The 21,757-nt window shown below is 61.7% G+C and carries 24 protein-coding genes and 1 riboswitch; of the genes, 13 read left to right on the top strand and 11 right to left on the bottom strand.

Annotated features, from left to right (window positions below; translation table 11 throughout):
- Positions 1-6: 6 nt before the first annotated feature.
- On the bottom strand, positions 7-924 hold the full coding sequence (locus J7399_RS01560; protein ID WP_348539417.1) for a fatty acid desaturase: 918 nt from the start codon (positions 922-924) through the stop codon (positions 7-9).
- A complete protein-coding gene (locus J7399_RS01565) occupies positions 917-1,123 on the bottom strand; it encodes a DUF2061 domain-containing protein (protein ID WP_209083748.1) in 207 nt (68 codons plus the stop codon). The genes J7399_RS01560 and J7399_RS01565 overlap by 8 nt, the downstream gene beginning before the upstream one ends.
- Before the next feature lie 130 nt (positions 1,124-1,253).
- On the opposite strand from J7399_RS01565, the gene J7399_RS01570 reads away from it, so the two are divergent.
- Positions 1,254-2,111 carry a helix-turn-helix transcriptional regulator gene (locus tag J7399_RS01570; protein WP_209083749.1) on the top strand — a complete coding sequence of 286 codons (858 nt, stop codon included), beginning with the start codon at positions 1,254-1,256 and terminating at the stop codon, positions 2,109-2,111.
- A 69-nt stretch (positions 2,112-2,180) separates the two neighbouring features.
- Here the strand turns inward: J7399_RS01570 and J7399_RS01575 are convergent, their stop codons facing one another.
- The 3 genes from J7399_RS01575 to J7399_RS01585 are packed head-to-tail and all read right to left on the bottom strand — an operon-like array spanning position 2,181 to position 4,674.
- Positions 2,181-2,942 carry an SDR family NAD(P)-dependent oxidoreductase gene (locus J7399_RS01575; protein WP_209083750.1) on the bottom strand — a complete coding sequence of 254 codons (762 nt, stop codon included), beginning with the start codon at positions 2,940-2,942 and terminating at the stop codon, positions 2,181-2,183.
- Positions 2,939-4,414 carry a carnitine 3-dehydrogenase gene (locus J7399_RS01580; RefSeq protein WP_209083751.1) on the bottom strand — a complete coding sequence of 492 codons (1,476 nt, stop codon included), beginning with the start codon at positions 4,412-4,414 and terminating at the stop codon, positions 2,939-2,941. Before J7399_RS01580 ends, J7399_RS01575 begins: the two co-directional genes overlap by 4 nt.
- 41 nt (positions 4,415-4,455) lie before the next feature.
- Complete coding sequence (locus J7399_RS01585) at positions 4,456-4,674, bottom strand: hypothetical protein (protein ID WP_209083752.1); 219 nt, start codon at positions 4,672-4,674, stop codon at positions 4,456-4,458.
- 77 nt (positions 4,675-4,751) lie between these two features.
- Between J7399_RS01585 and J7399_RS01590 the strand changes: the two genes are divergently transcribed.
- Entirely contained in the window at positions 4,752-5,216 is a 465-nt protein-coding gene (locus tag J7399_RS01590; protein ID WP_209083753.1) for a DUF1203 domain-containing protein, read from the top strand.
- Between the two features lie 220 nt (positions 5,217-5,436).
- On the opposite strand, the gene J7399_RS01595 is transcribed toward J7399_RS01590, so the two are convergent.
- Positions 5,437-6,348 (bottom strand): 3-keto-5-aminohexanoate cleavage protein, encoded by a 912-nt coding sequence (locus J7399_RS01595; protein WP_209083754.1) that lies wholly within the window; start codon positions 6,346-6,348, stop codon positions 5,437-5,439.
- Between the two features lie 74 nt (positions 6,349-6,422).
- On the opposite strand from J7399_RS01595, the gene J7399_RS01600 reads away from it, so the two are divergent.
- On the top strand, positions 6,423-7,400 hold the full coding sequence (locus tag J7399_RS01600) for a GlxA family transcriptional regulator (RefSeq protein ID WP_209083755.1): 978 nt from the start codon (positions 6,423-6,425) through the stop codon (positions 7,398-7,400).
- Between the two features lie 46 nt (positions 7,401-7,446).
- Here the strand turns inward: J7399_RS01600 and J7399_RS01605 are convergent, their stop codons facing one another.
- The 4 genes from J7399_RS01605 to cobO are packed head-to-tail and all read right to left on the bottom strand — an operon-like array spanning position 7,447 to position 10,207.
- The gene (locus tag J7399_RS01605; RefSeq protein ID WP_209083756.1) at positions 7,447-8,895 is read right to left on the bottom strand and encodes a cobyric acid synthase; all 1,449 of its coding nucleotides are present in this window, start codon (positions 8,893-8,895) and stop codon (positions 7,447-7,449) included.
- Positions 8,896-8,898: 3 nt separating this feature from the next.
- Positions 8,899-9,243: a Lin0512 family protein gene (locus J7399_RS01610; RefSeq protein ID WP_209060871.1), complete on the bottom strand. Its 345-nt coding sequence runs from the start codon at positions 9,241-9,243 to the stop codon at positions 8,899-8,901.
- Positions 9,240-9,590: a Lin0512 family protein gene (locus J7399_RS01615; protein ID WP_209083758.1), complete on the bottom strand. Its 351-nt coding sequence runs from the start codon at positions 9,588-9,590 to the stop codon at positions 9,240-9,242. The genes J7399_RS01610 and J7399_RS01615 overlap by 4 nt, the downstream gene beginning before the upstream one ends.
- Positions 9,590-10,207 carry a cob(I)yrinic acid a,c-diamide adenosyltransferase gene (cobO, locus tag J7399_RS01620; RefSeq protein WP_209083760.1) on the bottom strand — a complete coding sequence of 206 codons (618 nt, stop codon included), beginning with the start codon at positions 10,205-10,207 and terminating at the stop codon, positions 9,590-9,592. Before cobO ends, J7399_RS01615 begins: the two co-directional genes overlap by 1 nt.
- Positions 10,208-10,248: 41 nt before the next feature.
- Positions 10,249-10,466, top strand: a riboswitch (cobalamin riboswitch).
- A 76-nt stretch (positions 10,467-10,542) separates the two neighbouring features.
- On the opposite strand from cobO, the gene J7399_RS01625 reads away from it, so the two are divergent.
- From J7399_RS01625 to cobJ, 7 genes are read left to right on the top strand one after another with little or no spacing between them, the layout of a single operon-like run.
- Positions 10,543-10,926 (top strand): DUF1636 domain-containing protein, encoded by a 384-nt coding sequence (locus J7399_RS01625; protein ID WP_209060876.1) that lies wholly within the window; start codon positions 10,543-10,545, stop codon positions 10,924-10,926.
- On the top strand, positions 10,923-12,020 hold the full coding sequence (gene cobW, locus J7399_RS01630; protein ID WP_209083762.1) for a cobalamin biosynthesis protein CobW: 1,098 nt from the start codon (positions 10,923-10,925) through the stop codon (positions 12,018-12,020). The genes J7399_RS01625 and cobW overlap by 4 nt, the downstream gene beginning before the upstream one ends.
- Positions 12,021-12,026: 6 nt before the next feature.
- Entirely contained in the window at positions 12,027-15,317 is a 3,291-nt protein-coding gene (cobN, locus tag J7399_RS01635) for a cobaltochelatase subunit CobN (protein ID WP_209083763.1), read from the top strand.
- Positions 15,314-16,447 (top strand): cobalamin biosynthesis protein CobG, encoded by a 1,134-nt coding sequence (locus tag J7399_RS01640; protein ID WP_247742693.1) that lies wholly within the window; start codon positions 15,314-15,316, stop codon positions 16,445-16,447. Before cobN ends, J7399_RS01640 begins: the two co-directional genes overlap by 4 nt.
- Positions 16,447-17,076: a precorrin-8X methylmutase gene (locus J7399_RS01645; RefSeq protein WP_209083765.1), complete on the top strand. Its 630-nt coding sequence runs from the start codon at positions 16,447-16,449 to the stop codon at positions 17,074-17,076. Before J7399_RS01640 ends, J7399_RS01645 begins: the two co-directional genes overlap by 1 nt.
- Positions 17,073-17,804, top strand: coding sequence for a precorrin-2 C(20)-methyltransferase (gene cobI / locus J7399_RS01650; protein ID WP_209083767.1), 732 nt, complete (start codon positions 17,073-17,075; stop codon positions 17,802-17,804). The genes J7399_RS01645 and cobI overlap by 4 nt, the downstream gene beginning before the upstream one ends.
- Entirely contained in the window at positions 17,801-18,565 is a 765-nt protein-coding gene (gene cobJ / locus J7399_RS01655) for a precorrin-3B C(17)-methyltransferase (protein WP_209083769.1), read from the top strand. The genes cobI and cobJ overlap by 4 nt, the downstream gene beginning before the upstream one ends.
- Before the next feature lie 108 nt (positions 18,566-18,673).
- On the opposite strand, the gene J7399_RS01660 is transcribed toward cobJ, so the two are convergent.
- A complete protein-coding gene (locus J7399_RS01660; RefSeq protein ID WP_209083771.1) occupies positions 18,674-19,408 on the bottom strand; it encodes a cobalt-precorrin-6A reductase in 735 nt (244 codons plus the stop codon).
- Between J7399_RS01660 and cbiE the strand changes: the two genes are divergently transcribed.
- From cbiE to cobM, 3 genes are read left to right on the top strand one after another with little or no spacing between them, the layout of a single operon-like run.
- Positions 19,407-20,603, top strand: coding sequence for a precorrin-6y C5,15-methyltransferase (decarboxylating) subunit CbiE (gene cbiE, locus J7399_RS01665; RefSeq protein ID WP_209083773.1), 1,197 nt, complete (start codon positions 19,407-19,409; stop codon positions 20,601-20,603). The two genes, J7399_RS01660 and cbiE, sit on opposite strands and share 2 nt — an antisense overlap.
- Positions 20,600-20,965 (top strand): cobalamin biosynthesis protein, encoded by a 366-nt coding sequence (locus J7399_RS01670; protein WP_209083774.1) that lies wholly within the window; start codon positions 20,600-20,602, stop codon positions 20,963-20,965. The genes cbiE and J7399_RS01670 overlap by 4 nt, the downstream gene beginning before the upstream one ends.
- Complete coding sequence (cobM, locus tag J7399_RS01675; RefSeq protein WP_209083775.1) at positions 20,962-21,756, top strand: precorrin-4 C(11)-methyltransferase; 795 nt, start codon at positions 20,962-20,964, stop codon at positions 21,754-21,756. The genes J7399_RS01670 and cobM overlap by 4 nt, the downstream gene beginning before the upstream one ends.
- The last annotated feature ends 1 nt before the right edge of the window (position 21,757 follow it).

Raw genomic sequence — 21,757 nt, forward strand, 5'->3', positions numbered from 1 at the left:
CAGGTCTCACCCGCCTTTGCGCCACAGCGGATGCGCCACCGGGTCTTTGCTCTGCCAGAAATAGCGCCGGAACACCTCGCTGTAGGAGGCAAAATAATAACCGTCGTTGCGCGACAGATAACGCGCCCGATGGCTGCGAAACAGTTTGGGCAGCTGATACCAGGCCACTTTGGGATGCATATGATGCACCACATGCAGATTGTTGTTGAGAAAGACCCAGGACAAAGGCCCGCGATCCTCAATGATCACCGTGCGGCCCCGCGCGCGCTCATGCGCCTGATGCTCCAGAAAGGTGCGGATCTTCAAAATCGCCATTGCCCCATAGGCACAGCACCCAAACGCCCACCCCTGCATCTGCCCAACAGCCGCCAACCACCAGAGCACAACTGCCACCGCAGGCCCATGCCACAGCCAGCCGCGCAACACCGCCATGTCCCCTGCGCGCACCGCTCGCCAATCTGCAGCCATGAAACAGATCTGCCCCACCAGCGGTCCAACCAACAGCCTCCCGGCGAGCGTATTATTCCAATTCAGCACCCGCTGACGCCATTTGGGCAGCGCCGCCCAGTCCTCTTGATAGAGGTAATTGCTCTCCGGATCGTCATATGGATCGGTCAGACGGCTGTCCAAATGATGCGCCAGATGGGTGTCGCGAAACCGCAGATACGGCACAAACAGCCCCAGCGCGGGAAACACTAAAACGGCATTCAACACTTTGTTTTCAAACGGATGTCCGTGCAGAACCTCATGGCTGAGCGAACTGTGCAGCGCCATCGCCACAACCGTCAGCCCCATGCCCAAAGGCAGCCACAGCGCCGCGCCCCAGACCGTGCCCAGCGCAAACAGCGCATAACACAAAGAAAGCAATCCAAGGGTGGGCCATTCCACCCGCACCTGCGCTTTCTTGGGCTGCGCCCTATCCACGAACGCGCCCCCAGGACACCCGCGCCCAGACCCGCTCATAGATCACATAACAGCTCAAGCCGATGGCGGTGTTGATCGCCGCCATCTTGCCGCCCATCGCCAAAGAGCCCGTCGCCCAAAGCCCCACCATGGCCATGGACATCAGCCCAATCACGTTCCAGATCACCGCTTTCACAATCGAGCGTTTGGGAGTTTCCATCGCCGCGCCTTTTCTTCGTCATCGTTCCGCTCACGGTTTTGTGAGCACAACCAGAGCTATCGCGCCGCGGGGTGTTTCAGAATTCCGAATATGATTAACAAAAATCGTCATAGGTGATATTAATCACCATATGACCGAAAATATCGACAAACGGCTCCGCGCCGACCGCTTCCGCCAGCGCCTCGCCGCAGCCATGCAGACCAGCGCCATGTCTCAGGCCGCGCTCGCGCGCAGCATTGGCGTGGACCGCTCCACCATCAGCCAGCTCCTCAAAGACGAGGGCGCGCGGCTGCCCAATGCGCAGGTTATAGGCGAATGCGCGGCGGCGCTTGGGGTCTCCGCCGACTGGCTGCTCTCGCTCACCGACCGTCCGGAAAACACCGCCGATATTCTCGCCAACGCCCTCACCGTCACCAAGGCCCCCCGCGCGCTGGTGGATGAACAGATCTTCGCCTGGCACCAAGAAGCCGCAGGCTACAAGATCCGCCACGTCCCCGCGGCGCTGCCTGACATGCTCAAAACCGATGAGATGCTGAACTGGGAATACTCGCCCCATCTGGGCCGCACCGCTGAACAGGCCATAAATGCCTCCCGCGACCGGCTGGATCTGATGCGCGCCTCACAATCGGATTATGAAATCGCCCTGCCGCGCCACGATATGGAATCCTTTGCCCGTGGCGAGGGCTATTATCGCGGCCTGCCCGCCGACATCCGCGCTCGGCAGCTCGCCCATTTCGCAACCCTCACAGAACAGCTCTACCCGCGCCTGCGCCTCTACCTCTTTGACGCCCGCCGCCTCTACTCCAGCCCGATCACCGTCTTCGGCCCCCTGCTCGCCGTGCTCTATTTGGGCCGCAACTACCTCGCCTTTCGCGACACAGAGCGCGTGACCTCCTTCACCGAGCATTTTGACAATCTGGTGCGTCAGGCCGACATCAGCGCCCGCGACATCCCCGCCCATCTGGAAAGCCTCAAGGCCAGTCTGTAACCCGCCCAGGCTTCTCATTCGGAAAATATCCTGGGGTCGCCACCGCTTGCGGTGGCAGGGGCAAAGCCCCTAAACCTTCGGATCCGGATTCACGGTAAACCCGTCCACGGCGATCACCTGCCCGCTGATCATCCGCGATTTCTCTGAACAAAGAAACACCGCCATATCCGCCACATCGCCCGCTTCCACAAAGGCCCCCAACGCCGTGCCACTGGCATAGCCCTCATAAACGGCATCGCGGCTCATGCCCTTGGCCGCCGCCTCCCGCGCCAGCACCCCCTCCATGCGCGGCCCCTCCACCGCGCCGGGGCAGATCACATTGGCCCGCACGCCATAGCCGCCCAGCTCCATCGCGAGCGTTTTGGTCAGCCCGATCACCGCCCATTTGGCGGCCGCATAAGGCGCGCGATACGGATAGCCGTATTGCCCCGCCGTAGAGCTCGTCACCACAATCGCGCCCTGCCCCGCCGCCTTCATCATCGGCGCGGCGTATTTCGCCGCCAGAAACGCGCCTTCCAGATTGACCGCCACGCAGGCCTGCCAGTCCTGCAGTTTTATATCTTCCACAGCCGCAGTCGGCCCGGCAACTCCGGCATTTGCGCAGAGCGCATCGAGCCCGCCCCACGCGGCCTGCACTTCAGCAAAGAGCGCTGCCACACCGGCCTCATCGGTCACATCAAGCTGCGTGCTGCGCCAGCTCTCAGGCACATCAGCCAAAGCCGCACCATCCAGATCCGCCACCCAGACCTGCCAACCGTCGCGCGCAAAATCCTCCGCCATGGCGCGCCCAATGCCAGAGCCGCCCGCCGTGATCAGAACCCGCCTGCTCATCGCGGCTGCCCCACATAGCGCCCGGCGCCTTCTGGAGCAGGCAGATCCGCCTGCGCGTCACAGATCATCTTCAGATTGGCGGCGATCTCTTCGCTAAACGGCGCTGGCCGCCGGGTCTCAAGGCTCACATGGATCAGGATATGCTCCCCCGTCGCCAGAAGTCTCTCACCCGCATACATCTCATGCCAAACGTGCATCTTCTTGCCTTCGCCCATCAGCACGCGGGTACGCACCTCGATCACGCTGCCCAGATGGGTCTCGTCAATGTGCCGGATATGAGTCTCGGCGGTGAAAAAGCTCCCGCCCGTGGCGATATAGGCCTGATCACAGCCAATGATCTCCATCAACCGGTCAGTCGCATCGGCAAAAGCATGCAGATAGCGGCTCTCGGTCATATGCCCGTTGTAATCCAGCCAGTCGATCGGCACCGCCCGGCGCACCGTTACAAACGGCTGGCTTGGGTCTACAATCTCGCTGGCTTTGCGCACCATGCCCGCCTCGGCAGAGAGCTTGGCGTCATGCTGGTTCAGCACCGCACCGGAGGCAAAATCCTGCGCCTTCAAGGCCCGCATCATCGCCACCAGATTGTTGTCACGAATGCGCTCCATCTCGCGAATGCTCATATGGCCGGATTGTGCGTCAGACTGCCCCGCAATCAGATCCACCAGCTCCTCGGTGAACTCCGGCACATCCATCAGCTTGGTCCAGGGCCATTCCAGCGCAGGGCCAAACTGCGCCATGAAATGCTTCATCCCGGCCTCGCCACCCGCCACGCGATAGGTGTCAAACAGCCCCATCTGCGCCCAGCGAATGCCAAAGCCCATGCGGATCGCCTCATCAATCTCTTCGGTGGTGGCAATCCCGTCTTTCACCAGCCAAAGCGCCTCACGCCACACCGCCTCCAGAAAACGGTCCGCAATATGGGCATCAATCTCCTTGCGCACATGCAGCGGGAACATCCCCACCCCGGTCAGGATCTCTTTGACCCGCGCCACCATCTCTGGCGGGTTCTTCTCGGTGGGCACCACTTCAACCAGCGGCATCAGATAGACCGGGTTAAACGGATGGGTCACCACAATCTGCGCAGGCCGCGTCGCGCAGCCCTGCAATTCGCTCGGTTTAAAGCCACTGGTGGAACTGCCAATGATGGCATCCTCGTCGCAATGCTCCTGCAGCGTCTGATAGACCTTCCGCTTCAGCTCCAGCCGCTCCGGCACGCTCTCCTGAATCCAAACGGCGCCTTTCACAGTCTCTGACATGGCTTCATGAAAACTCAGCACGCCTTCATCTGGCAACGCCGTGTCGCTCAGCCCCGGCAGGCTCACGCGCGCATTGGCAATCACCTCGCCAATCTTGCGCTCCGCCTCCGGGTCCGGGTCAAACACCCGCACGTCCCAGCCATTGAGCAGAAACCGCGCCGCCCATCCGCCGCCAATCACCCCGCCGCCAATAATCGCTGCTGTCTTTGTCATTCTATCCATCCTTCTTTTCCAAGCCCCGCCATCTGGAGGTCTCAGATCGGCCAACCGTTTTCGTCGTAACCACTGCAAAGCTCATTCTTGGAAGCTTCTCCCGCTCGAAAATCCGCAGCGATGTTTTCACACACAACCGCCACCGCATGTGCGCCTTCAATCTCTCTGTCGATTTCGGATTGGAGAGGCTGCCCCTCTTTGGCACCGCACCCCGCGCAGGTCAGCAAGATTGCCAAAGCCGCTCCCACCTTCAATTCCATCCCCTGTCCTTTCCGCATGATACGGGTCGCTGCACCTCTGTGCGCGCTTTAGTCTCCCTCAAAAAAGGAGACAGCCTATGTCTGTTCATTTTCATCCGCTGCCCGCCGCCGAGGTGTCCGCAATTCGCGCGAGCGGCATCGACGCCTACGGCAACCCCGTGGAGCGTGCGATTTGTGACGGCCCCGGTTTTCCCTGCCGCGCCTGTCTGACAGAAACCGCCGCTGGGCAGCCGTTCCTCACGCTGGCGCACCGCCCCTTTGAAGGGCAGAATGCCTTCACCGAAACCGGCCCAATCTATCTCTGTGAGAGCTGCGCAGGCACGCCGCCAAGCGTCGACCTTCCGGCGATCCTGAGCGCGCCCACCTATATTGTGCGCGGCTACAGCGCGGAGGAGCGCATTGTCTACGGCACCGGCCAAGTCACCCCGACGGCAGAGATCAGCACCTATGCCGCCACGTTGCTTGCGCGCGAAGACATCGCTTTTGTCGATGTGCGCAGCGCCTCCAACAACTGCTTCCTGTGCCGGATCAAACCCGCCTGAAACCCGTCGCTCTGCCGCGCGCAAAAAAGGCCGCGCAACAGCCTTTCTTAACCATTGCACCGCCGACTCAGGGGCCGTTTTTGGCGCCGACGCAATACCGTAGGGATACCGACGCGATACCGACGTGTTGTGTTTTTGGCCAAACAGCGCGCGGTGGGCCCAAAAACCTGCAAAGCTTACCCCGCCGCGCGCAGCTGTTGCGCCGCCCTCCCGCAAGGCCTCAGCCCTTCGGCGCGCGTTTCACCAAGCCAAGCTTTTCGCGCACTTCCGCGGGGCCAATCACCCGCGCGCCCATGTTCTCAATGATCGTGCCCGCGCGCTCCACAAGCTGCCAGTTTTCCGCCAGCACCCCTTTGTCGAGCCACAGGTTGTCCTCCAGCCCCACGCGCACATTGCCGCCTGCCAGCACCGCAGCCGCGACATAGGCCATCTGATTGCGCCCCAGAGAAAACGCGCTAAACGTCCACTCATCCGGCACATTGTTGACCATCGCCATAAAGGTGTTGAGGTCATCCGGCGCGCCCCACGGCACCCCCATGCAGAGCTGCACAAGCGCATTGGGCTCCAGCACGCCATCTTTCACAAGCTGTTTGGCATACCACAGATGCCCAGTGTCAAAGGCTTCAATCTCGGGCTTAACCCCCAGATCTGTCATCATTTTTCCCATCGCCGTCAGCATGCCCGGCGTGTTGGTCATCACATAATCGGCCTCGGCAAAGTTCATCGTGCCGCAATCCAATGTGCAGATCTCCGGCAGACATTCCGCCACATGCGCCACCCGCTCGGTGGCCCCCACCATATCGGTGCCCGCCACGGTGGGCAGTGGCGTTTCCACACCGCCAAACACAATATCGCCGCCCATGCCTGCGGTCAGGTTCAACACCATATCCACCTCGCTGTCGCGAACGCGGTCCGTCACCTCGCGATAGAGCCCCAGATCACGGCTTGGCACGCCGGTTTCCGGATCACGCACATGGCAATGCACCACCGCCGCGCCCGCCTTGGCCGCCGCAATCGCGCTGTCGGCAATCTGCTTCGGGCTGCGCGGCACATGCGGGCTGCGATCCTGCGTCCCACCCGATCCGGTCACGGCACAAGTGATAAAAACCTCACGATTCATTTGCAGCGGCATGGCGATTCCTTTCTTGCTCCTTGCCCAACCGTACTGCTCTTGCGGCGCAACACTTTTCACTTTACGAAAATTATATGACTGAATCCGCAAAAATTGGCGTTTTTCACCCCAACCCCGCGCCGCTCAACACCGCCATTCTGGTGCTGGATGAGTGCAACACGCTGAGCTTTGCCGCCACCGTAGACCCCATGCGCGCCGCCAACCGCCGCGCCGGAAAAACGCTCTTCAAATGGCAGTTTTTCACCGCAGAGGGCACGCCTGCTGCCCTCACCAGCGGTCTTGAAATCACCGGCCCCGCGCTGTCTGAGTTGGACAAATGTGATCTTTTGTTTGTGGTGGCGGGCTTTCGTCTGGAGGAACAATCCACCCCGCGCCTGCGCGCCTCGCTGCGTCGTATTTACAATGCGGGCGCATCGCTCGCCGCCATCGACGGCGGCCCATGGCTACTCGCGCGCGCAGGGCTTTTGGATGGTCATGAGGCCACCACCCACTGGGAAGATCTCGAAAAATTCTCTCAACAATTCCCGCAGGTTAAAACACTTCAGGACCGGTTTTGCCTGTCAGGACGCATTGCCACCTCGGGCGGCGCAAGCCCCTGCATCGACATGATGCTGCACCTGATTGCCAGCCGTTTCAGCCCCGATCTCGCGCGCCGCGTCGGCAGTGCTTTTCTCTATGACCCAATGCCTTCTCAGGCACAAAGCCCCACCTCAACCCCGCGCCAGATGCGCCAGCACCCGCAGGTTGGCCGCGCGCTGGATGTCATGGCCCGCGCGCTTGACACGCCGCTCTCCATCCCCGCCATTGCCTCGATCATCGGCACCTCCACCCGCACGCTGGAGATGCGCTTTGCCGCGCATCTGAACAGCTCCCCACAGGCCACATATCTGCATCTGCGCCTCGAAGAAGCCCTGCGCCTCGCCACAGACACTCGCTTGCCGGTGCGCGACATCGCCCTCGCAACAGGTTTCAACAGCCCCACCAGCTTCGCCCGCGCCTTCAAAAACGCCCACGGCAAATCCGTCCGCGACCTGCGCCGCAGCCGGATCTAAGCCCTTCATTCTGCTAAAAATACTCCCGCCGGAGGCATCGAAGTTTCTAGCGCGCGGCCGCCAAGATGCCATCCACATTCAGATGCGCTTCAACGTGATCTGCCAGTCGATCCAGCACCGCCTGCACGGTGACGTCATAGCCCTCATTGCCCACCTGCGCGCCCAGCGCCGTCAGCCAGGCCCGGCGGAACCCATCATCGCGGAACATGCCGTGCAGATAGCTCCCCGACACCTGCCCACCCGCAGACACCGCCCCTTCATCGCGCCCGTCTACCTGCGCAAACGCCCGCGCCCGATCCGGCCCATCGGTGCGTCCAATGTGGATTTCATAGCCCCGGAACGCCTCGCCGGAGGCCACATGCACGGCTTCGGTTTCCGTCAGACGTTTGTCCGGTGTCATCACCGTTGCGACGTCCAAAAGCCCAAGCCCTTCGGTTTCTCCAGCCGGGCCTTCGATGCCCTCAGGGTCCTTCACAACCACGCCAAGCATCTGATATCCACCACAAATCCCAAGAACATGGCCACCGCGCCGCACATGCGCCGTCAGATCCACATCCCAGCCCTGCTCGCGCAGAAACGCCAGATCACCCCGGGTGGATTTGCTGCCCGGAATGATCACCACATCCGCATCGCCAGGAATCGGCTCCCCCGCCCGCAGTATGGTCAGCGACACGCCCGGCTCCTGCGCCAGCGGGTCCAAATCGTCAAAATTCGCAATCCGCGACAACCCCAGACAGACCACGTTCAAGCCGCCGTCGCGCTCAGCATTCTTGATGTCCAGCGCATCCTCGGCGGGCAATTTCCACGCCTCCCCGAAATAGGGCAACACCCCAAAGCCGTCCCAACCGGTCGTTGCCTTTATCAGATCATACCCATCATCAAATAAGCTCGGATCACCGCGAAATTTGTTAATCAAGAAGCCCACAACCAGCGCTGCGTCCTCTTCGGAAATCACCGCCTGCGTCCCGACAACCTGCGCAATCACGCCGCCCCGGTCGATGTCTCCGGCCAGCACCACAGGCACCTCTGCGGCCTGCGCAAAGCCCATGTTGGCGATGTCTCCCGCCCGCAGATTGACCTCCGCAGGGCTGCCCGCGCCCTCAACAATCAGCAGATCACTTTGCGATTTCAAACGGTTAAAGCTCTCAAGCACCGCCTCAAGCAGTTGCGGCTTAAGCTTGGCATATTCACGCGCCTTCACCGTGGTCAGCCGCTTGCCCTGCACCACCACCTGCGAGCCGACATCGGTTTCCGGCTTCAACAGCACCGGATTCATATCCACGGTCAGCGCCTTGCCACAGGCCAGAGCCTGCAACGCCTGCGCCCGCCCGATCTCGCCCCCGTCCGAGGTCACCGCCGCGTTATTGGACATATTCTGCGGCTTGAACGGTGCCACAGACAGCCCCCGCCGCGCCGCCGCCCGGCACAACCCCGCCACCAGCATCGACTTGCCGACGTTGGAGCCGGTGCCTTGTATCATAATCGCCTTGCCCATGGCTCAGCCCTGTTTTGGGAGGAAGGCCTCCACCGCCGCTGAGGCGATGACCAGCACGTTTCCGTCATCAGGATTGGTCACATTCATCCCGCCAAAGACCGCTTTCACTTCGGCACGGCCTCGCGGCAAACGTTCTGCCAAAGCGTCACAATCGACCTTCTCGGGCTCCTGCACCCCCACGGTTACTTGCACCCGCATCTCTTTGGGATCTTTACCTAAAGCGGCAAACATCGGGATGGCAGAATGCCGGATCGCGTCTTCAATCGCACGGGCAGCGGCCTTGGTATAGTCCTGCCCGTATTGATCGTTGCCCATGCCCATTTCGATGATGAAACGCTGCTCGCTCATGCCGCGACCTCCACGTCCAACGCCACCGAGATCGCCACATTGGCCATCACCGTCGGGTTGCCACCATCCGTGCGTGGCACGTCCAGCCCGCCTTTGATCGGCACAACCGTGACCTGCCCATAAGGGAAGATCGCCGCGATCACTGCTGTGTCAATCTTGTCTGGCTGCTGCACTGCCACCTCAACGGTGATGATCATCTCTGATTTGTCTTTGCCGAAAAGCTCCGCCAGATTGATCGAATTGTGCCACAGCGCGTCTTTCACAGCGCGGCTCGCCGCCTCGGTGTAGTCCTGACGTCTAAGCGAAGAGCCCATGCCAAATTCGGTGAGCAGACGTTTGATCGCCATCAGAATTCCACCCCCGCCTGCGCCTTGATGCCATCGCGGAACGGATGTTTCAGCAGAGTCATCTCTGTCACCAGATCAGCGGCCTCAATCAGCTCCGGCTTGGCATTGCGGCCGGTCAAAAGAACGTGAGTCATCTCAGGCTTTTCGCTCAGCAGAAAATCGACCACATCGTCGATATCGAGGTAGTCATTGCGCAGCGCGATGTTGATTTCATCGAGCATCACAAAGCGGTTCTCCGGGTTGCGGATCAGCTCCTTGGCCAGCTCCCAGCCAGCCTCTGCTTTGGCAATGTCACGCTCTCGGTCCTGCGTCTCCCAGGTAAACCCTTCCCCTGACACATGAAATTGCACTTCTTCTGGGAAATGCTCTTCCAGAAAGGCCCGCTCCCCCGTGGCCATCGCGCCTTTGATGAACTGCACCACAGCCACCGGCATGCCATGTGCAATGCAGCGCATAATCATGCCAAATCCGGAGGAGCTTTTGCCTTTGCCCGGCCCGGTGTGCACGATGATCAGACCTTTTTCTTCGGTCTTTGTGGCCATCATCCTGTCTCGCGCCGCTTTGATTTTGGCCATCTTGGCCTTGTGGCGTTCGTTCTGATCCGTGTTTTCAGACATTCCTGCCCCTCCGTTCGCGCTTGACTTAGCCGCAATCATTGCCCATTCGGGTTGTCGCTGGTTTCTGCTCGATTTGAGCAGGTGAAAAGGGAATGTGAAACGGGTCCAACGTCAAGGCCCAAAGCGCAGCCGCCCCCGCGACCGTGACCGGAGAGGTCCGCCACAGCCACTGGAGAGATCCGGGAAGGCAGGAGGACCACCAGAGCCAAAGCTCTGAGATCCGCAAGCCGGGAGACCTGCCAGCGCAAATGACATAAACCGGACGGGGTGTTTCGGTGTCGGGCTCTCCATAGATGTCCCGTGTTTGCCCCGTCCCTGAAAAGGGACCAGATCTGATGGCTGATGCAAATGCTCCAGTCGAATTGCTTGTCTGCACCACTTGCCGTGCCGGCCAGCCAACCGACGTCGAAGGGCCGCGCCCCGGCACGCAATTGTTTGATGCGCTCACCGCCTCAGACCTGCCGGAAAACGTGACCGTGAAAGGTGTTGAGTGCTTTTCCAACTGCGATTTTGGCTGCTCGATCACCGTGCGTGGCGGCGATGAGCGCTGGACCTATGTCTATGGCAATTTCACCGGTGCAGAAGACGCGGAACTGGTTGCGGACGGCGTGAGCAAATATGCCGCCACCGCTGACGGGCTGGTTCCATGGCGCGAACGCTCCACCCATTTCCGCAAAAACTGCATCGCCCGCATTCCCCCACTGGAGATCCCCGAATGAGCACTCTTGAGAAACTCCCCGTCACCGTCATCACCGGCTTTCTGGGATCCGGCAAAACGACACTGGTGCGCAACCTGATGACCAAACCACAGGGCAAACGCCTTGCGGTGATCGTCAATGAATTTGGCGATGTGGGGGTGGACGGCGAGATCCTGAAATCCTGCGCCATCCCGGATTGCCCGGCCGAAAACATCATGGAGCTGGCCAACGGCTGCATCTGCTGCACCGTGGCGGATGATTTCATTCCCACCATCGAAGCCCTTATGCAGCTTGAGCCGCGCCCAGAGCACATTCTGATTGAAACCTCCGGCCTGGCCCTGCCAAAGCCGCTGTTGAAGGCGTTTGACTGGCCCGACATCCGCTCCAAGATCACTGTCGATGGTGTGATCGCGCTGGCGGATGCAGAGGCTGTGGCCGATGGCCGCTTTGCCACCGATGTGGCCGCCGTGGATGCGCAGCGCGAAGCAGATGAAGGCTTGGATCACGAAACCCCTCTGTCTGAGGTCTTTTTGGATCAGATCAACTGCGCCGACATCGTGCTGCTGACAAAGCCTGACCTGGCTGGCCCGGAAGGTGTCGCCAAAGCCAAAGAGATCGTCCTGTCAAAAGCACCCCGCGCACTGCCCGTGGTTGAAGTGGCAGAAGGCGATGTGGACCCGCGTGTGATCCTTGGCCTGGAAGCCGCCGCAGAAGACGATCTGGAGGCCCGTCCCTCCCACCACGAAGATCACCACCACGCTCATGATGGTAACGATCATCATCACGATGACGATCATCATCATGACCACCATCACGATCACAACCATGAGGCGTTCAACAGCATTGTTGTTGACGTGCCAGAGCAAACCGATCCCGCAGCTTTTGCTGCCAAGATCGAGAAAATGGCCAAAGATCTCAACATCCTGCGCGTCAAAGGCTACGCCGCGGTTGAAGGCAAACCCATGCGTCTGCTGGTGCAGGCTGTGGGCGCGCGCGTGCGCCATCAGTTTGACCGCCCATGGAAGCCCGAGGAAGGCCGTCAGGGCCGCATGGTCGTGATTGCGGAACATGATGACGTAAATGTGGATGCGATCCGCGCCGCTCTGGTAGACTAAACGCCCATGCATGTAGTCTTTCGCGAAAGCCACGGTCTTGATGAGGCCGAAACCCCAATGGATCTGGGTCAGTCACCAGCTGACCTTGTGGTGCTGTCGTTTTCTGACAGCGATCTGGGGGCTTTCGCGGCAGGCTGGCATCGCAGCAACGGCGCTCTGCCCACGCTGCGCCTTGCCAATCTGACAGCGTTGAAACACCCGCTGTCAGTCGACACCTACATCGAACAGACGCTGTCTGGAGCCAAAGCCATCCTGATCCGTCTGATTGGCGGCATTTCCTACTGGCAATATGGTATCCAGCAGGTGCAGGCATTGGCTGCGGAAAAAGGCATCGCCCTTGCCGTGCTGCCCGCTGATGGGCGGCCGGATGCACGGCTAGATGAGGTCTCTACCCTGCCGGTGTCCACCCTGCACCGCCTGACTCATCTCTGTGACACCGGCGGCGCTGTGGCCGCCCAAGCTGCGCTCGCGCAGTTGGCACTGGCCGCGGGGCTCTATGCAAAGCCGGTCATGGGCTCCAAAGCGCTGCCGGATCACGGCGGATGGACGCCTGAGACCGGCCTGTCTGACCCGCTCACCGGGCGCGACGCTACAAAGCCGCTGATTGCCCTGACCTTCTATCGCGCCTACGTCAGCGCCGCTGACACCGCGCCGATTGAAGCGCTTTTTGCAGAATTCCGCGGACGTGGCTTTGATGTTGTGGGCCTGTTTGCCCCCTCCCTCAAGGTGCCCGCCTCCGCCGCTTGGCTGGCCGACACCCTGCGCGATCTCAAACCCGCCGCGATTGTGAACGCCACCTCTTTTTCTGGCAAAGGCGCGGATGGCACCTCGCCTCTGGACGCCACCGAGGCACCAGTCTTTCAGGTGGCGCTGGCCACCTCCCGCAAGAAAGCCTGGGCCGAGGCAGAACGCGGCCTCGCCCCCTCCGATCTCGCCATGCACGTTGTGTTGCCAGAGGTCGACGGACGCCTCTTTGCCGGTGTGAGCTCCTTCAAAGAGCCCGGTAAAAAAGACGCAGCGCTGGAATATTCCCGCTTTGCCCACCGCCCGTTGCCTGACCGCATCACCGCTATCGCGGATAAGGTCGAAAGTTGGGTGCGGCTGGCACAGAAATCCAATGCAGACAAACACCTGGCCTGTGTGCTGTCGACCTATCCGGGCAAAGACTGGAACATGGCGCACGCCGTCGGGCTCGACCCGCTTGCCAGTGTTGAGGCGATCCTGTCTGATTTTGCCGATGACGGCTTTGACACCGGAAACGGCGAGGCAGCGCCTCTTGCAGACGCACTGCTCGGCGAAACGATCTCTTGGTCGCTGGCCGATTACAAAACTGCACTGACCTCCCTGCCAGAAACGCTGCAGGCAGATCTCGCAGAGGCTTGGGGCGCACCGGAGGATGATCCAACCGTTGCGGATGGTGCGTTCACCTTCAAGGCTACAAAACGCGGCAATATCCTGATCGCGCTACAGCCGGAACGCGGCACCGATCTGATCCGCGAAGACGAATACCACGATCTCTCCCGCGTTCCGCGCCATTCCTACGTGGCCTTCTACCTCTGGCTCCGTCAAACTCAGGCCACCGATGCGCTGTTGCACATCGGCGCCCATGGCACACTGGAATGGCTGCCCGGCAAATCCGTGGCCCTCTCCGAGGCCTGCTGGCCCGAGGCGCTTATTGGCGACGTGCCAGTGATCTACCCGTTTATCGTGAACGACCCCGGCGAGGCGGCGCAGGCCAAGCGTCGCATCAACGCGCTCACCCTTGGCCACGTGCCGCCCCCGCTGAAAGCCAGCGCCACACCACAGCGGTTTGCGCGGCTTGAAACCCTGCTGGACGAGTTCTCCAACGCTGACGGCCTTGATCCCAAACGGCGGGACCGGCTGCAATCGGACATCAAAGACGAAGCCGAAGCGCTTGGTTTGCAATCAGAACTTGGGCTGGATGACGCCACCTCTCTGGCAGAGGCGATCACCCGCATCGACACCTTTGTCTGCGACATCAAGGAAAGCCAATTTGGCGACGGCCTGCATGTGTTTGGCCGCGCCCCCACCATCGCAGGCGCGTTTGACGCCAGCGCCTCGGCTGATGCCGAACGCGCATCCCTGACCCGCGCGCTGGCTGGCAAACGCATCGAGGCAGGCCCCTCCGGATCGCCGTATCGAGGGCGCAAAGACGTGCTGCCCACAGGCCGCAATCTTTTCACCACCGATCCGCGTTCCGTGCCCTCACGCTCCGCCTACGCCCAAGGCGTGAAACTGGCCGAGGAGCTGGTGCGCCGCCACCTTCAGGAAGATGGCGACTATCCCAAAAACCTGATCGTCGATCTCTGGGGCAGCGCCACCATGCGCACCGCAGGCGAAGAATTTGCCATGGCGCTGCACCTTTTGGGCGCAAAACCTGTTTGGGACGAAGGCAGCGAGCGCGTCTCCGGCGTTGAAATCCTGCCCATCGCGCTGCTGGACCGCCCCCGCATTGACGTCACCCTGCGTGTCTCCGGCCTGTTCCGCGATGTCTTCCCAACGCTGAGCACCCTCTTTGGTCAGGCGGTCAAAGCTCTGGCAGAACGCGACGAAGCCGCCGATTGGAATCCCTTCGCGGGCCGCATCACCGCGCCAAGGGTCTACGGCCCCGCGCCCGGCAGCTACGGCCTTGGCATGGGCCACGACATCGAAAACTACTCGGAAGAAGGCCGCAAAGCTGCTGGCGAGGCCTGGCTCAACGCCTCCTCTTATGCCTTTGACGGCGATAAGATCACCAAAGACGCGGATGGCATTCGCGCGCTGGTGGGCGCCGCTGACAGCTTTGTGCATTTGCAGGACATGCCGGAAACCGACCTCCTGCTGGCGTCCGATTATGCCACCCACGAGGCGGGCTTTGCCGCCGCGCAAAAGATCACCGGCGGCAACGCCAATCTCTATCATGTGGACAACACCAACCCGGAAAATCCCCGCGCCCGCAGCCTCACCGAGGAAATCGCACGCGTGGTGCATGCCCGCGCCACCAACCCGGAGTGGCTGGCTGGCATGATGCGCCACAGCTTCCGGGGCGGGGCTGAAATCGCCGCCACGCTGGAGCATATGGCCGCTTTTGCCAACCTCGCAGGCGCGGTGCCGCCACAGCTGTTTGATGCCTACCACGACGCCACTTTGGGCGACGCGGAAGTGGTCAGCTTCCTAGAGAAAGAAAATCCACAGGCGCTGGCCGCGATGCGTGATCGCTTTGCCGCGCTGCATGAGGCCGGTCTTTGGATCACCCGCCGCAACTCCATTCTCGCAGAGCTGGAACGTCTGGCATGACCCGCCCCAGCGCCAAAGGCTGGTGCCCCGGCGCCTACAAGCCTATGATGTCCGGTGACGGTCTGGTGGTGCGCGTGCGCCCGATGCTCGCGCGGCTCACACAGGCGCAGGTGTTCGGGCTTTGCGCCACCGCACTTGAGTTTGGCTCCGGCCTGATTGATCTCACCAGCCGTGCCAACCTGCAAATCCGTGGCGTGGCAGAAGCCGATCACGAGGCCGTTCTGGCGCGTCTTGCAGATCTCGGCCTGCTGCCCGATGATCCCCAGCTGGAAAGCCGCCGCAACATCCTGATCCCGCCGCTCTGGCAGGCCGGAGACGAAACCGATCAGATCGCAAACGCGCTGGTGGCACGTCTGGGCGATTTCCCCGAGCTGCCCGCCAAAATGGGCTTTGCCATCGACATCGACGGCGCACCACAGTTTACGCAGAACTCAGCAGATTTCCGTCTGGAGCGCACCTCTGAGGGCACTTTGATCCTGCGCGCAGACGGCGCGTCCCGTGGACGTCCGGTCACCGCCGCCACCGCAGTGGACGCGCTGATTGACATGGCGCAGTGGTTTGTCAAAACCGATGGCCCAAGCCGCCGCCGCATGGCCGCGCATGTGGCCATGACCGCCCTGCCCGCCAACTGGCAAGCCGCCTTGCCCACCGCCCCTGCACAATCTCTGCGCCCCGGCGCAACCACCCTTGGCACCGTCTTTGGCGCAGCCTTTGGCCAGATCGAAGCCTCCGCGCTGGCCGCATTGGTGCAGGCAACACAGGCGGATGCGATGCGCGTGACCCCTTGGCGGCTTTTCCTGCTCGAAGGGGTGGAACCGGTTGAAACCGCCGATTTCATCACCGAATTCAGTGATCCTCTGCTGAGCATTGATGCCTGCCCCGGCGCGCCATTGTGCACCTCCTCCACCGTTGAGACCCGCCCGCTTGCCCGCGCCTTGGCCGCCACGGCGCGCGGCGCACTGCATGTCTCCGGCTGCGCCAAAGGCTGCGCCCGCCCGCGCCCCTGCGCCACCACGCTTGTGGGCAACAACGGCGCATTTGATCTTGTCAAAAACGGCCGTCCATGGGATGCGCCCACAAAAACCGGCCTCACGCCGGACCAGCTGACCACCGCCTTGGGAGAATTTTGATGCCTTACGAATATGAAAAGAATGGTCAGGCGATCTATGATGAAAGCTTTGCCACCATTCGCCGCGAGGCAGCGCTAGACGGCTTTGACGCAGACGAAGAACAGGTTGTTGTGCGCATGATCCACGCCGCTGGCATGGTTGGTCTGGAACAGCATGTGAAATTCACCCCCGGCATGGTGGCTGCGGCCCGCAAAGCCATGGAAGACGGCGCGCCGATCTTCTGTGATGCGCGCATGGTCAGCGAAGGTGTGACCCGCCCGCGCCTGCCTGCGGACAATGATGTGATCTGCACCCTGCACGCCGAGGGCATCCATGATCTGGCCAAAGAGATGGGCAACACCCGCTCTGCGGCCGCGCTGGAACATTGGCGTGATCGTCTGGGTGGGGCCATTGTGGCCATCGGCAACGCCCCCACCGCGCTGTTTCATCTGTTGAACATGCTCGAAGATCCAGACTGCCCCCGCCCCGCTGCCATCATCGGCTGCCCCGTGGGCTTTGTCGGCGCGATGGAAAGCAAAGACGCGCTTTGGGCGGATCAACCTGTGCCCTGCATGATTGTCGAAGGCCGCCTTGGCGGCTCCGCCATGACCGTGGCAGCGGTCAATGCCATCGCGAGCCGCAAAGAATGACACAGACGGGTACCATCCACGGCGTTGGCCTCGGCCCCGGCGATCCCGACCTCATGAGCGTACGCGCGCACCGTCTTCTGACCGGTGCCAAACATGTTGCTTTCTTCCGCAAGGCTGGCCGCAAAGGACAAGCCCGCCAGATTGTCGAGGGGCTGCTGCCCGAGGGCGTGATCGAATTTCCAATGGAATATCCGGTCACCACCGAAATCCCACTGTCTGATCCGCGCTACAATGAAATCCTGTCGCAGTTTTACGAGGATGTGACCCAGCATCTGATCCGGCTTGCGCAGGCGGGCGACGATGTTGTTGTGCTTTGTGAGGGCGACCCGTTCTTTTACGGATCCTTCATGCACATCTATGAGCGTGTGCGCAAAGTCGTGCCCGTAAAAGTCGTCCCCGCCATCACCGGCATGTCCGGCGCATGGACAGCCACAGGTGCCCCGATCACATGGGGTGACGACGTATTAACCGTGCTCACCGGCACCCTGCCGCAAGACACGCTGACCGACTATATCTCTCGCACAGACTCGCTGGTGGTAATGAAAATCGGCACCAATTTTGAGAAGGTCATCGCCGCGCTCAAATCCGCAGGCCGCTATGAGGATGCCTGGATCGTGCAATACGCCACCATGCCCAAACAGACGGTGACAAAACTCTCTGAAATGACAGACGACGTGACGCCCTATTTCTCCATCATCGTTGTACACGGTCAGGGGCGCCGCCCATGAGCACGTCAGAACAAGGCTGGGTCCAGATCGTCGGCATCGGCCCCGGTGATGAAGCGCTGGTGACCCCACAGGTGCAGGCCGCGCTGGCCCAGGCCACCGACGCAGTGGGCTATATCCCCTATGTGGAGCGTGTGGCGGCCAACCCGAACCTGACCCTGCACCCGTCAGACAACCGCGTCGAAATCGACCGCTCCCGCCATGCGCTGGAGATGGCCTCTGAGGGCAAACGTGTGGTTGTGGTCTCCTCCGGCGATCCCGGTGTGTTTGCCATGGCCGCAGCGGTGTTTGAGGCGGTGGAACATGGCGAGGCCGCATGGCGCGATCTCGACATCCGCGTGCTGCCCGGCATCACCGCAATGCTGGCCGCTTCTGCGGCTTGTGGCGCGCCGCTTGGCCATGACTTCTGCGCCATCAACCTCAGCGACAACCTCAAGCCGTGGGAGCTGATCGACAAACGCCTGCGTCTGGCGGCAGAGGCGGATTTTGCCATGGCTTTCTACAATCCGCGCTCCAAGTCCCGCCCGGAAGGCTTTGAAAAGGCACTTAAAACCCTAAAAGACGCCTGTGGTGACAATCGCCCGATGATCTTTGCCCGCAATGTGTCGCGCCCGGATCAGACCATCAAGATCGTGCCACTTCAGGACACCACGCCGGATATGGCAGACATGCGCACGGTGGTGCTGCTTGGCTCCAGCCAGACCCGCATCATCACGCGCGACGGCGCGCCGATTGTCTACACGCCCCGCTCGGTGGCTGGCTAAATGCCGGCCATGGCCCCTCGCCAAAAGGGCCGCGACCGATCCTGGGAGGAAGCAAAGCGCTCTCCCGTAGGTAGGGTCGGGCGCGGCCCGTCTACACCGGGCCAAACTTCAGTTATTGACCCAAGCCAAAACCTCCTCGGAAGCGGCAACCGCCGGCCTCGGCGGCAGTTCAGGCCGGTCAATCATGATCACCGGAATATTCAACACCCTTGCCGCGTGCAGCTTGGCCTCCGCGCCAATGCCCCCCGCGTTTTTGCAAACCACCACCTCGACGCCATGCTGCTCCATAAGCGCGCGGTCCCCGGGCACATCAAACGGCCCCCGCGCCACAATCACGGTGTGATGTGGCACGGCGGGTGGTGTCTCCGGCTGATCCACAAGGCGCAGGATATAATGATGCTGCGGCTGGGTGGCAAAGGCAGGCAGATTGAGCTTGCCCAGCGCCAGCAACACCCGCTTTTCCGCCCCATCAAGCGCCGCCACAGCCCCCTCAATATCCGCCACATGGTGCCAGTCATCCCCCGCCTGCGCCTGCCAGGCCGGACGGGTCAGAGCGATCAGCGCCACGCCTTCCTGCGCACAGGCATGATAAGCATTCCAGCTCATCTGCGCGGCAAAAGGATGTGTCGCATCAATCACATGGGTGATGCTATTGTCCCGCAGATAAGTGGCCAGCCCGTCAACACCGCCAAATCCCCCCACCCGCGTGGGCAAAGGTTGCTCTTTGGGCTTGGCGACACGCCCCGCATAAGAGAAAACCGCGTCAAAACCGGCGCGCGCCACGGCTTGAGCCAAAGCACTGGCCTCGGTTGTGCCGCCAAGAATAAGGAGTTTGGTTGTCATGTCAGTTGATCCTTGGCTCACCATCGTCGGGCTTGGCGAAGATGGCCCAGATGGCCTTCCCCATGCAAGCCGCAAAGCGCTTGAAAATGCCGAAGTTGTCATGGGCGCGGCGCGCCACCTGTCTTTGTTGCCACAGATCACCGCTGAGACCGTGACATGGCCTGTGCCTTACGCGGATGGCCTCACACTCTTGCTGAAAAACCGCGGCCGTCAAACCGTTGTGCTCGCCTCCGGCGATCCGTTTTGGCACGGCGCGGGCGGCAGCCTCACCAAACATCTGGAGCCCGGCGAATGGCGCAGCCTGCCCGCCCCCTCCACCATGTCACTGGCCGCTGCCACGCTTGGCTGGCCGCTGGAAAGCACTATCACCATGGGCTTGCATGCCGCACCTTTTGCACGCCTGCGCCCGCATCTGGCCAATGGCGCCCGCGCCATCGTGACCCTGCGCGACGGTGACGCCGCTTCCGATTTTGCCGCTTGGCTCACGGGCATCGGCTTTGGCGCAAGCACTTTGCACGTACTCGAAGCCCTCGGCGGCCCCCGCCAACGTATCCGCCAATCCGCCGCCCAGGAGCTGGCCTTCACTGACATCACGCATCCCGTGTCCGTCGCGATTGAGGCACAGGGCGGCCCCGCTCTCACCACAGCCTCAGGCCGCGCGGATACATTCTTTGAAAATGACGGTCAGATCACCAAACGCCCGGTGCGCGCCCTGACCCTTTCGGCCTTGGCCCCTCTGCCCGGTGAACATCTCTGGGACATCGGCGGCGGCTCCGGCTCCATCGCGATCGAATGGCTGTTGGCCCACCCGCGCACCCGCGCCACCAGTGTGGAGATCAACGCGGACCGCGCCGAACGTATCAAAGCCAATGCTGCCTCCCTCGGAGCCGATCGCTTGAAGGTCGTGACCGGCGCCGCACCGGAGGCCCTGGCCGGTCTGGATGCCCCGGATGCCATTTTCATTGGCGGTGGTATCAGCGAAGAAATGCTACAAACGGTCTGGCAGCAAATGCCCGAAGGCGCGCGTTTGGTCGCCAACGCCGTAACGCTGGAGGCCGAGGTGCTTTTGGCCAATTGGCAGGCACAAAACGGCGGCGACCTCTTGCGCATCGAGCTTGCACATGCCAACCCCTTGGGCCGAAAACGCGGCTGGAAATCCGCCTATCCCATTGTGCAATGGAGCGTCACAAAATGAGAGTTGCCGGTTTTGGCTTCCGACAATCCGCCACGCTTGAGAGCCTGCAGGCCGCCTGGTTGGCCGCGCAGCCTGCAGGTGTGTCGGCGATTGCCGCACCGGACGACAAAGCGCAAACGCAGGTGTTTGCGGCCTTTGCCGATGCCCTCTCTCTGCCCGTGATCTCTGTGGACCCACAGGATATGCACGCGGCCACCACTGTGACCAATTCTACAAAAGTGCGCGAAAAACGCGGCACCGGCTCCGTTGCAGAAGCCTGCGCGTTGGTGGCCGCTGGCGCATCCGCGAAATTGCTGCAAACCCGCGTCATCTCAGAAGACCGTATGGCCACATGCGCCATTGCTGAAGGAAGCTCCTCATGACCGTTCACTTTATCGGTGCAGGCCCCGGTGCGGCCGATCTCTTGACCTTACGGGGTCGCGATCTGATCGCCTCTTGCCCGGTTTGCCTCTATGCGGGCTCTCTTGTGCCGGATGAAATCCTGTCCCACTGCCCCGAGGATGCGCGCATCATCAACACTGCGCCGTTGGATCTGGATGCCATTGTGGCCGAATGCAAAGCAGCCCATGAGAAGGGTCAGGATGTGGCCCGTCTGCACTCTGGCGATCTCTCTGTCTGGTCCGCCATGGGGGAACAGCTGCGCCGCCTGCGCGCTGAGGGCATTCCTGTCTCTGTCACCCCCGGCGTGCCCAGCTTTGCCGCCGCCGCCGCCGCGCTGGAAACCGAGCTCACCCTGCCCGGTCTGGCACAATCCGTGGTGCTGACCCGCACCCCCGGGCGCGCCTCCTCCATGCCAGAAGGCGAAACGCTCAAGAATTTCGCAGCCACAGGCGCGACCCTTGCGATCCATCTGTCCATCGGCAACCTCGATCACGTGATCGCTGATCTGACCCCCGCCTATGGCGCAGGTTGCCCGGTGGCCGTGGTCTACCGCGCAAGCTGGCCCGACCAGCAGATCATCCGCACGACGCTCGCCTCCCTGAAGGCCGATGTGACCGAAAACATCACCCGCACGGCGTTGATCCTTGTTGGCCCCGCCCTCGCAGGCGAAGGCTTTGACGAGAGCTGCCTTTACGCCACCGAATATGACCGCCGTTATCGCCCGCAGACCGCAGACAGCCCGTGGTCGAGCTGGCAGCATGGAGACGACTGAC

It is taken from the genome of Shimia sp. R9_1, from assembly GCF_017743775.1.
Classification (GTDB): Bacteria; Pseudomonadota; Alphaproteobacteria; order Rhodobacterales; family Rhodobacteraceae; genus Shimia.